Origin of the sequence: Carnobacterium maltaromaticum DSM 20342 (genome assembly GCF_000744945.1) — a bacterium.
In the GTDB taxonomy this organism is placed as follows: domain Bacteria; phylum Bacillota; class Bacilli; order Lactobacillales; family Carnobacteriaceae; genus Carnobacterium; species Carnobacterium maltaromaticum.
The window spans coordinates 2,451,838-2,463,387 of sequence record NZ_JQMX01000001.1 but is presented as its reverse complement, the minus strand read 5'-3'; the positions used below and the strand labels follow the sequence as shown (position 1 = coordinate 2,463,387).

Sequence of the window (11,550 nt, the reverse complement as noted above, 5' to 3'; positions counted from 1 at the left end):
TTAATTTCACTAAAAAAAAGGGCTGTAAATCAAATTATCTTTTCTAATTCACGTTAATTTTTAGTGTCTGAATAATTTAATATAAATTAGTAATTTATGAATAAAATAACTAGCACAAATAAACACGAGCCACTAATTTGCCCGCGTTTATTTGTACTATTCTTTAATTAATTCAATCCAAATGCTGGTAAGTAACGTACGATCCCCTGACAATTTTCCAAGCTATTTTCAGTTAGTTCTTTAATAAGAAAATAATTCGACTCTATTTCAAAAGGAGCTTCAATTTGCTTGATTTTTGCTGGGAAGTAGCCGAATCTTTGATAGTAACCAGGGTCTCCTAAAATACTTAGACCTTGATAGCCTGCAGTCTTGGCTCTATTTTCTAATTCTGCTATAATAGCCCGACCAATTCCCTTGCCTTGATATTCTTTTTTTACTGCTAAGGGCGCAAGTGCCATAACAGCATCTTCAATTATTGAACTCTCTTTTTGTTCAATAATGACCGGGCTTAATAGTCCATGTCCAACAATTTCAGAATTGATTAAAGCAATAACCTCAAACTCTTTTTGGTATGATTTTTCTTTGCGAATGCGTTCCACTAAAAGCTGTTCATCACCATCACTATGTTCCTCGTTTTCAAAAGCTTTTTGAATTAACACTTTTATTTCTGCATAATCTTCTGTTTCAATTGTTCTAATTTCCATTATTAACCCCTCCTACTTGCCTTAAATAGCCGATTTTGATAACATTAGTGTAACTTAAAATAGTCCTAGGAACAAATCAGACTATAGTCTGATGTTCCCATTATCAATAATTGTTATTATTTTAATAGTTAGTATAAGAAAAGGGGATGTTTAAAAATGAACAAAAAAATAGTACTCGGTATGATTTCAATCGCAACAGTAGCACTTCTAGGTGCCTGTGGAAATGGAAATACAAAAGAAACATCAACAAATAACAACAATCAAGCAACATCTAGCTCACAAGTAGCTTCATCTACTACCGAAAGTAGTCCTTCTACAACATCTACTTCTAGCTTATTAAATCAAGAATTTAAAGTTAGCTTAGATGACGCTATTCAACTATTTTCAAAAGAGCACCCTGATGTAGCCATTACGAGTATTGAATTTGATACGAACTTTGGCGCCTATGGATACAAAATCGAAGGTGTTGATGATGCTAAAGAATATGAGCTATTTATCGATGCAGATACGAAAGAAATAAGTAAACAAAAAGAAGAGCGCTTAGATTCCGAAGATGCAAATGGTGCAGCTAGAAAAAATGATGCTCTGTTATTAGATAACATTATTTCACCTCAAAAAGCAATGGAAGCCGCATTTTCTGAAGCGAATAAGCAAGGTGATATTACTGAATGGAAACTAAGCCAAGAAGTTCAAAAGACTTTTTATGAAGTAACCATTAAAAATGGATCGAACGAAACAGAAGTTAAAATTGATTCTGTTAGTGGGGATATTTTACAAACTGAACAAGACGATTAAAACTAAACTATCAAAAGCATGGGAATCATCAGATTATTGATGATTCCCACGCTTTTTTTAGTTGTCATTCGTAAAAAACAATTTGTTGGAGACCTTTCAACCTATTTATTTTTTTCACAATTAATCGTGAATATAAAAATAAACAGTATTTTAAAGCGTTCTTTAAAATTGTTAGCGTTTTATTAACGAACTATATTGTTTAAATTTAGCTTTAATGTTAAAATTTTACTGTTGGGAAATAAAAATTAAAAGGAGCTTGATTAGTAAATGAAAAAGTTTAATTGTTTTTTAAGTAAGCTGTTAATTGTTGGATTAGTTTCTTCAAGTATCAGTAGTTTTGCGCCTCCAGTTTTAGCAAATGAGACCGTTGTCACCACGGAGGAAACCACTTCTTTACCTGATGAATCGACAACTAGTCCTGAAGTTAGTGCACCAGAAGAAGAAGCGATTACTGTACCACCTGCAGAAACTCCAATCACTCCTCCTATTCCAGAAACTGAGCAAGAACCACTGAAACAGGATGTAGCTACACCAACAATTACAGATGCACCCACAATTGCAGATCCGCAACCTGAAGCTGCACCTGAGAAAAAAACGATCCCTCTTCAACTATTGGGAATCAATGATTTCCATGGGGCTTTAAGCACGACCGGAACAGCCTATATCGAAGGAACCGCGTTTAGCAAAGCTGGAAAAGCGGCACTATTAGCAACTTATTTGAACAATGCTCAAACTAATTTCCAATCTGAAAAGCCTGATGGCACAACGATTCGTGTTCAAGCTGGGGATATGGTTGGAGCTAGCCCGGCTAACTCTGGTTTGCTACAAGATGAACCTACTATAAAAGTTTTAAATAAAATGAATTTTGAAATTGGCACACTTGGAAATCATGAATTTGATGAGGGACTTGGTGAATTTAATCGAATTATGACCGGACAAGCTCCTTTACCTGGTGAATTCAATCAAATTACAGAAGATTACACCCATGAAGCATCAACTCAAGATATTGTAATTGCAAATATGACTGATAAAAATGGAAATATCCCTTATGGTTGGGAACCCTATACAATTAAAACAGTTAAAGATGGCGATAAAGAAGTTAAAGTTGGCTTTATTGGCATCGTCACTACTGAAATTCCTAATTTAGTTCTTAAACAACACTATCAAGATTACAACTTCCTTGATGAAGCCGAAACCATTGCCAAATATGATAAAATCTTACAAGATCAAGGCGTCAATGCGATTGTTGTTTTAGCTCACGTTCCTGCTGTTAGCACCAATCAAGTCGTTTCTGGTGAAGCTGCTGATATCATGGATAAAGTTAATACAGCAAGCCCTGATAACAGTGTGGATGCATTCTTTGCTGGACACAATCATCAATATACAAATGGGGTTGTTGGGAAGACAAGAATTGTGCAAAGTACCTCACAAGGAAAAGCATTTATCAATTTAAAAGCCGAGCTTGACCCTGAAACCAATGATTTTGTTGCGGTTCCAGATGCTGAAGTTACACCTGTTCAAGCTGGTGTAACTGAAGATCCTGAAGTGAAAGCTATTATTGATGATGCTGATACTCGTGTTACTAAGGTTACTTCTGAAAAAATTGGAACAGCAACAACCAACCAAACGATTAGCCGTGAAGTTGAAAAAGATAGCCCAAATAAAGAATCTGCTGTTGGAAACTTAGTAACCGATGGGCAACGTGTTATGGCACAAAAACAAGGCTTCAATGTTGATTTTGCTATGACAAATAATGGTGGTATCCGAGCTGATTTACTTGTCCAAGAAGATCGCTCAATCACATGGGGAGCAGCTCAAAATGTGCAACCATTTGGAAATATTTTACAAGTCGTGCATATGACTGGTCAACAAATTGAAAATGTTCTGAATGAACAATATGATGAAGAAGGTAAATATTTCCTTCAACTATCTGGTTTAACGTATCAATATACTGATACTGGTGATGCAAATCAACCTTACAAAGTCCACCAAATTCGCAAAACAAATGGTGAACTACTTGACCCTAACGCCTCTTATTTAGTTGTCGTAAATGACTTTTTATTTGGTGGCGGAGATGGCTTTAAAACCTTTACAGAAGCAACTTTTGAGGCAACGATGACACAAGATACGGATACATTTATCGATTATATTAAAGCTCAAGAGGCTGATGGCAAAACCATTGAAGCTCAAATTGAAGGACGTAAAAGCTATATTTCACCTGAACAAATAAAAGCTGAAGAAGAAGCTGCGGCTATTGCTTCTATTAAAGCAACGACTGTTTTACCTGATATCAAAGAAGGCATAACTACTTTTACTGGAAAAACAATTCCTAATGGGACTGTTACTGCTCAACTAAAAGACAGCAAGGCACGAACTATTTTATCTACAACTGCTAATGAAAAGGGTGACTTCACTCTTGATTTACAGTCGCTTAATTTAGCTAAAGATCACGTTGTTACTTTTGTTGTGACGGATGCTAATGGTTATAGTGCTGCGTTTGATAAAACCGTGCTTGCCAAAGAAGAAAACGGCGAATCTGCAGCTATCGAAGCTATTAAAGCTGCGACTGTTTTACCTGATATTAAAGAAGGCATAACTACTTTTACTGGAAAAACAATTCCTAATGGGACTGTTACTGCTCAACTAAAAGACAGTAAAGCACGAACTATTTTATCTACAACTGCTAACGAAAAGGGCGATTTTACTCTTGATTTACAGTCGCTTAATTTAGCTAAAGATCATGTTGTTACTTTTGTTGTGACGGATGCTAATGGTTATAGTGTTGCGTTTGATAAAACCGTCCTTGCTAAAGAAGAAAATGGTGAAGCTGCGGCTATTGCAGCTATTAAAGCTGCCACTGTTTTACCTGATATTAAAGAAGGCATAACTACTTTTACTGGAAAAACAATTCCTAATGGGACTGTTACTGCTCAATTGAAAAATAGTAAAGCACGAACTATTTTATCTACAACTGCTAACGCAAATGGTGACTTCACTCTTGATTTACAGTCGCTTAATTTAGCTAAAGATCACGTGGTTACTTTTGTTGTGACGGATGCTAATGGTTATAGTGTTACGTTTGATAAGACCGTTCTTGCTAAAGATGCTGTTACTAATGGAAATGGAACCACTACTGGAAACGGGAATAATGGAACACCGACTGGAACAACGAATAATCCTTTGTCTCCTCCAACTGTTGCTGCTTCATTCCCACAAACTGGAGAAAAGGAATCTAGCGTTTCTACTTTAGCTGGACTCATTTTATTAGGTAGTGCAGCTTTCTATCTAACTAAAAAAAATAAACACAAATCTATCGCTTAAATAAACTTAATTTAAAATAAAAAAACTTTCTTGGGCTCTAGATAGAATCCAAGAAAGCTTTTTATTTTCTGATAGCACAATCGTTCAATTTTAAAAATTTTCAAATAACGAAGCCTGATTTATTGTTTTTTCTAAAGTATCTACATCTCCATTACCTGAGATGTAATCCTCAGTATATTCTTTAGTTCAAGTAAATACCATTTGAATTCAACTAGTTCACTAATCTATGCTATACTAGTTGCAATAAAAAAGTTAGCGACAAGGGAGGAAAACACCATGACAACACTACCAAATATTGGCAAGCCCGCAACAAATGCATTACAAAACATTGGAATTACTGACCTGGAACAGTTAACACACTACAGTGAAAAAACACTGTTACAAATTCATGGTGTTGGCCCAAAGGCAGTCCGTATTCTAAAGGAAACATTGGAAAGTCAGAATTTATCCTTCAAAAATGCTGAACTTCCGAAGGTTAATTTTGCTGTTCTTTGTACCCTGAATTGTGAAAATGCCCCTAAGAAAAAAATTATTCATGATTATTTAATTGCTGCAGCAGCTGCTAATCAAGCTGTTCTCGAAACCTTATTAGTAGACACTTTAAGCTGGATTAAACCCGGTGAATCTCAATTAGAAGGGAAAACACCTTTTATTAAAGCAGTTATTAACCATCGTCAGGATCTTAGTTCACTAGAAATTCAATCGATTTTAACCCATGGTCGTGAAGCTTCAGCACATGGGATTATTACTGATAAAAAAGGCAATAAAACATATTTTTCAGATATTTTTCTATTTTCGAGCTCAAAAAAAGAGGCAAAGATTAAACAAATAACCTCTTTTGTTAAAACTGAAAAAAATTATCATACAAACTAATAAGCAAAGCTATTCCAACTAAAATTGGATACTGTTGTACTATTCACCATTTTTTTGCGGGTCCCTCACTAATTTTTGCAAAAAAAGGTGAAATTATCAAATAAAAAAGCGTATAATAAGAGTTTAGAAGTGTCATAAAATCTACTTAATATAGGAACAGGAGTGTCCTCATGGAATTAGATTCATTACTTAGCACATCAACGTTACGAGAAATAACCTTAATTAAACTTTTAAATCAACGCTACCCCAATTGGATTAGCAAAGAAGAGATATCTAGTCAACTTTACATTTCCAACCGAACACTTAAAAGTACCGTAATTGTCATTAATTCCTTTTTTAAAGAAAAAAATTATGAGCAATATATCGAGACTGATGCAGCTTTGGGGTATAAGCTTAGTGCAAGCACAAATGCTATTTCTAACTTAATTTATTTAGAACGTTTAAAAAGTTCAACTTCTTTCAATCTATTATTAAGTATTTACAATAAAAAATTTATCTCTTCTAAACATTTCACAGACTATTATTTTATTAGTTTAACTTCATTTTACAAAGATGTTCGGACAATCAATCTCATTCTAGACAAATTTGGCATTCAATTCAATAGCCGAGAAGGGACTTTATCTGGGGAATCTTCTCAAATCCGCTATTTTTTTTGTAAGTTCTTTTGGTTCTCTTATGGCATGTCTGAGTGGCCTTTTCAACAAGTTGATGAAGGCGAAACCATGGAAATGAGCAAAAAAATTGGTGCGCAAATAAATCCTTATCTAAGTCCAATCCAAACGAGACAGTTAGCTTTTGCACTTAGCGTTTGTCTCAATGATTTAAATACAAAAAAATTTATTGAGCCAACTTTTAAGACACTTGAATCTGACAATTTGCTCTATCAAGAAATCCAAGCTACCATTCATCAAAAATATTATTTTTTCAAACAAAACATTCTTAAACATGAGGTTAACTTTATCTATAGTTTTATTGTATCCAATCCAATTTTTATTCAAACTGAAAAAATGTTTTCATATATAAAAACCAGTTTCCAAGAAAAGGATTCAGCTAATTTTACCTATTCTAATCAATTATTGACTGAATTAGTCAATAATTCTTCCCATTTAATGAATGTGAATTTTTTAGATAAACAAAATTTTTTAGCGCATATTCTTTGCTTAAATTTTCAAATGGATACTTTCCATGATACTCATAAATATATTGAAGATTTACAATTAGATGAACTAAAACAACTAAATCCAGACTTATTTAATGGTTATTTACTAATTTTTTCAGCTATTGAAAAACAAGGAATTTATCCAACCTATCCTATAGAAACTCGTTCGTATCGTTTAAAGGCCTACTTCTTTTTCTTATTTTCTTTATCTGATTCAGCTGTTGAGATTAATCAAATCAGCATTCAAGTTCTTTCTGATAAAAGTATCTATCGAAAGATTTTGAAAAATGACTTGATTAAAAATATCCCTTATACAATTGATTTCACTGATAATAATGACCAACATAATGGTCCCGATATTATCGTCACAGATACACCAACTTTTTTTAATCAATTGGATATACCGATTTTCTATATCTCTTTTCCTCCAACATCAAATGAGTGGCTAGAATTAAATTCTCTTGTTGAACAAGAAATTCAAAGAAAAAGGACTCTCCAAAATTTCAGACCGTTTAACTAGTGCCTTCATAAAAATATGCCCTGATTCTGACGGTTCTGTTGCAAAGTTTATCTGAACCCAATTTTACGGTATAATTTGAAATAAATCACGTTATCGGAGGACGCATTCATGAAAAAACACTTCAAAGGAAAACAGTACGATTACCGAATCATTATAGAAGCCATCGGCTTATATTACCATTTTTCTTTGAGTTATCGTGATTGTGCAAAAATTATGCGTAAATTCAGTATTGGCGTGGATCACACCACTATTTACCGCTGGAATAAACAATACGGGAAAGTTCTTTATCATTTATGGAAGAAACGAAACAAACGAAGAACGCTATCTAAATCCTGGCGGATTGATGAAACGTATCTGAAAGTAAAAGGAAAAGATCGTTACCTATATCGAGCCATTGATTCTAACGGGAATACCCTAGATATGTGGCTGCGAAATCATAGAGATACCGTCTCCACAAAAGCCTTTATGAAGCGATTAATCCATGATTATGGGCAGCCACGTTCGATTGTGACAGATAAATATGCCCCCTCATTAAAAGCTATTAAAGAGCTGAAAGAAGCAGGCATTCTGGGTCAACACGTGAATCACTGGAAGTCCAAATATCTCAATAATATCTTAGAACAAGATCACCGACAGGTGAAAGGGAAACTCACTTCCGTGAAGAATTTCCAATCTACCTACACAGCAGCTACAACAATTAAAGGTATTGAAGTGGTATCTGCTTTATACAAAGAGAGTCGAAGAGAAATTACGCTTTTCGACTTTTCCCCATGGGATGAAATTGAAAGTCTATTCAGAGCGACATGATAAATTAATTAAGAATCGGGGGAGTCTTTGGATTTTGATAAGTTTGCAACAGAACCACCAATAACACAAAAATAAGCTTTTCATTAATAAAATTTAAAATAACAAAAAAATTTCATATGGAAGAAAAAAAACTATTTCATTCTTTTTAATAAAGAGCAAAACAGGATAATTTTTATTCATATTTAATTACTCAACTAAATACGTAAACATTTTAAAATAGCTGCTTGAATCAAAAAATAGCGCTATTATTATAATAGCGCTACTCTTGCTTATTATTTCTTAAATGGTCCCTACTGGGCTCGAACCAGCGACCCCCACCTTGTCGAGGTGGTGCTCTCCCAACTGAGCTAAGAAACCAAAAATAAAACTCGTTCTCTATCATTGTATCTAACTTAATTATTTTAGTCAACTCATCTTGATAACAAAAAAAGCGAAGAAGTAAACCTCTTCGCTTTTTTGCTAATTTAAATTATTTACCCATTGCTTTAACAACAAGTTTACGTGCCATATCAATTGGAATTGCTAGTACAGATAAGCCTAATACAATTGCCCATTCACTAACACTTAATGCTGTTGTTCTTAAGATTGGTCCACCGACGAAAGTCATAATAATTTGGACCACAATGATTAACAACATAATACGAATAAACATTTTATTGCGATTCAAGTTATCAAAAATGTTTAATTTTTCTGTCCGAACATTAAATCCGTTAAAGACTGCATAAAGGATAAAGAATGAGAAGAATCCAGTTGTAAGAGCTAATTCACTACTAAAGAATTGATTTAAGAATCCGCCTTTCAACATCCATAATCCCATAATTGTAATCACAACACCTTGGAAAGCAAAAGCTGAGAACATGCTACGCGTCACAATATTTTCATCACGACGTTTTGGTTTTTCTTTCATGTAGCGTTTCAACGTTGGTTCAGCACCAAAGGCTAATGCAGCTAACGTATCCATAACTAGGTTCACCCATAACATTTGTGTAATCGTCAACGGATGATCAATACCAATAAATGGTGCAATGAAACTAATCAGTAATGCCCCAACATTTAATGTTAATTGGAATACGATAAATTTTTGAATTGAACGGTAAATCGTACGACCAAATAGAATTGATTGCGCAATTGATTTAAAGTTATCATCTAGAATAACGATATCTCCAGCTTCTTTGGCAACTTCAGTCCCACTACCCATTGCGAATCCAACGTCCGCACGTTTTAAGGCCGGACTATCATTTACACCATCACCAGTCATACCTACAACTAAACCGATTTCTTGCGATAAACGAACTAAACGTGATTTATCTGTTGGTAAAGCACGAGCAATTACGCGCATATTTGGTAATAATGATTTTACTTCTTCATCTGGCATGTCATTTAACTCTTGTGAAGTTAAGACAATATCATCAGGGCTTTGTAAAATTTTCGCATCTTTAGCAATCGCAATTGCTGTTTCTTTACGGTCACCTGTAATCATAACAACTTGAACACCTGCTTGTTGAACATCATGAATCGCTTCAACAGCCTCAGGACGAACATCGTCACGAATAGCTAAAATTCCAACTAATGTGTAATCAGAAGGTAAGCTTTCTTCCGTCACGATTTCATCAGTCGTTGCTAGAATCAAGACACGAATTGATTTTTTAGCCAATTCATTGATTTCATTATCTAATTCAGCTAACTTAGTAAATGGTTGTTTTTGACCTTGTTCATCATAATACGTTGAACAATTTGGTAAGATTTTTTCTGGTGCACCTTTGATTAAGGTCGTATTCCATTCTCCGGCTACTTGAGTTGCAGAGAACTTACGAGCTGAAGAGAAAGGTATTGCTGAAACATGCTCAAGTGTACCGAAAGATTTTTCATCTTTTTCAACAAATGCTAAAACAGCTTTTTCAGTTGGATTTCCACCAATAATAACAACCGCACCTTGATCATCTTCAGAAATTACAGCATTCGTATTATTTAAGATTGTTGTACTTACAATTTTTTTCAATTCTTCTGGAATTGCACCTAGTTTATCAAAACTAGTATTGGCACCATTAATGTAAGAAACTACATCTAATTGACCTTTAGTAATTGTTCCAGTTTTATCAGAAAAGAGCATATTTAAACTTCCGCTCGTCTCAATTCCTTCTAACTTACGAACTAAGATATTGTCACGTAACATTTTTTTCATGTTTTGTGAAAGTACCATGGCAATCATCATTGGTAAACCTTCTGGAACGGCAACTACGATAACAATAACCGCTAGAATAAAGGCTTCAACAACGTCATTCCCAACAGGTCCAATATCGCTAAAATACTTAGCAATTTCTGCACCGTTGAAATTATTCGCAACAAAGATCTTATTGATCATAAAGGCAATAAAAATCAATATACCAGCAGTATAACCGGCTTTAGAAATTTTATTCGCTAAATCAGCAAGTTTTAATTTCAATGGAGATTCACGTTCTTCAACTGTTAACTCAGCAGCCATTTGACCGAAGAATGAAGCATCCCCAACTTTTGTGACCTTCATCACTGCTTCCCCACTAGTAATAACCGCGCCACGGAACAAAGCATGTTTGTTGAACGTGTCACCATCTTCATAAGTTGCACCTTCAGGAAGTGTTTCTTTTTTCGCTTCATCAGACTCACCGTTTAGTGAAGCTTGGTCGACTCTAAGCGAACCATCGATTAAAATCCCATCAGCTGGAATCTTATCTCCTGTTTGTAAAATGATTTCGTCTCCTTGAACGATATCATCGATTGAAATTTCAGTCACATGACCATCGCGGAAAACTTTTACGGTAATTTTTGATGCATCTTCTTGTAACTTTTGGAAAGCTGTCTCATTTGAAAACTCACTCCATGTACCAATTAACGTTGCTAAAAGAACAGCAATTGCAATTCCAAAAGCTTCGAACCATTCTGCATAACCTAGAAAAGCAAATATCAAATTTAAAACCAAAGCAACTAGTAAAATTTTGATGATTGGATCGTCAAAATTGCCTTTTAATTTGTCAAAAAATGTTTCACTTTCTTTTTCGGTTAAAGCATTACTACCATGTTTCTGTCGTGATTCTTCAACTTCTTCTTTCGTTAATCCTACAAATGTTTTGTTCAATGTTTACTCTCCCTTTATCTATTCAAATTAGAAAAAATTACTTATTATTATAAAAAGCTCGTTGAGTCGGGTAGCTCCGGCAAGAAAATAGGAAAAATTGATAGGACGCTTTTTGTCCTCTCGAATTTTTATCTTTTTCTCGAGGAGTTGGCTCATAAGAGCTGGCCTTGATAAAAAGCTCGTTGAGCCGTTAAATCTAGCCTGATAAAAAGAGGCCGGCGTAAAGCCTTCCTCTTTTCTACTACATCGTTTCTTAAAA

7 protein-coding genes and 1 tRNA gene are annotated in these 11,550 nt (G+C 34.5%); 5 read left to right on the top strand and 3 right to left on the bottom strand.

Translation table 11 applies throughout. From position 1 onward, the window contains the following. Nucleotides 1–167: 167 nt before the first annotated feature. Nucleotides 168–704, bottom strand: coding sequence for a GNAT family N-acetyltransferase (locus BR77_RS11380; protein WP_035065086.1), 537 nt, complete (start codon nucleotides 702–704; stop codon nucleotides 168–170). Between the two features lie 156 nt (nucleotides 705–860). Between BR77_RS11380 and BR77_RS11375 the strand changes: the two genes are divergently transcribed. The 5 genes from BR77_RS11375 (at nucleotide 861) to BR77_RS11355 (ending at nucleotide 8,179) form a co-directional block, all read left to right on the top strand. After that, entirely contained in the window at nucleotides 861–1,499 is a 639-nt protein-coding gene (locus tag BR77_RS11375) for a PepSY domain-containing protein (RefSeq protein WP_015077834.1), read from the top strand. Nucleotides 1,500–1,766: 267 nt separating this feature from the next. After that, on the top strand, nucleotides 1,767–4,820 hold the full coding sequence (locus BR77_RS19760; RefSeq protein WP_016356680.1) for a 5'-nucleotidase C-terminal domain-containing protein: 3,054 nt from the start codon (nucleotides 1,767–1,769) through the stop codon (nucleotides 4,818–4,820). Between the two features lie 276 nt (nucleotides 4,821–5,096). Then, the gene (locus BR77_RS11365; RefSeq protein WP_015077837.1) at nucleotides 5,097–5,693 is read left to right on the top strand and encodes a helix-hairpin-helix domain-containing protein; all 597 of its coding nucleotides are present in this window, start codon (nucleotides 5,097–5,099) and stop codon (nucleotides 5,691–5,693) included. Nucleotides 5,694–5,863: 170 nt separating this feature from the next. Further along, nucleotides 5,864–7,372: an AcpB/EbpR/MafR family transcriptional regulator gene (locus BR77_RS11360; protein ID WP_015077838.1), complete on the top strand. Its 1,509-nt coding sequence runs from the start codon at nucleotides 5,864–5,866 to the stop codon at nucleotides 7,370–7,372. Nucleotides 7,373–7,480: 108 nt separating this feature from the next. Next, nucleotides 7,481–8,179, top strand: coding sequence for an IS6 family transposase (locus tag BR77_RS11355; protein WP_015077839.1), 699 nt, complete (start codon nucleotides 7,481–7,483; stop codon nucleotides 8,177–8,179). 284 nt (nucleotides 8,180–8,463) lie between these two features. On the opposite strand, the gene BR77_RS11350 is transcribed toward BR77_RS11355, so the two are convergent. Both BR77_RS11350 and BR77_RS11345 read right to left on the bottom strand, forming a co-directional pair. Then, nucleotides 8,464–8,536 (bottom strand) — tRNA-Val (locus BR77_RS11350). Nucleotides 8,537–8,648: 112 nt separating this feature from the next. Beyond that, nucleotides 8,649–11,291, bottom strand: a complete 2,643-nt coding sequence (locus BR77_RS11345; RefSeq protein ID WP_015077840.1) for a calcium-translocating P-type ATPase, PMCA-type — start codon at nucleotides 11,289–11,291, stop codon at nucleotides 8,649–8,651. Nucleotides 11,292–11,550: the final 259 nt, after the last annotated feature.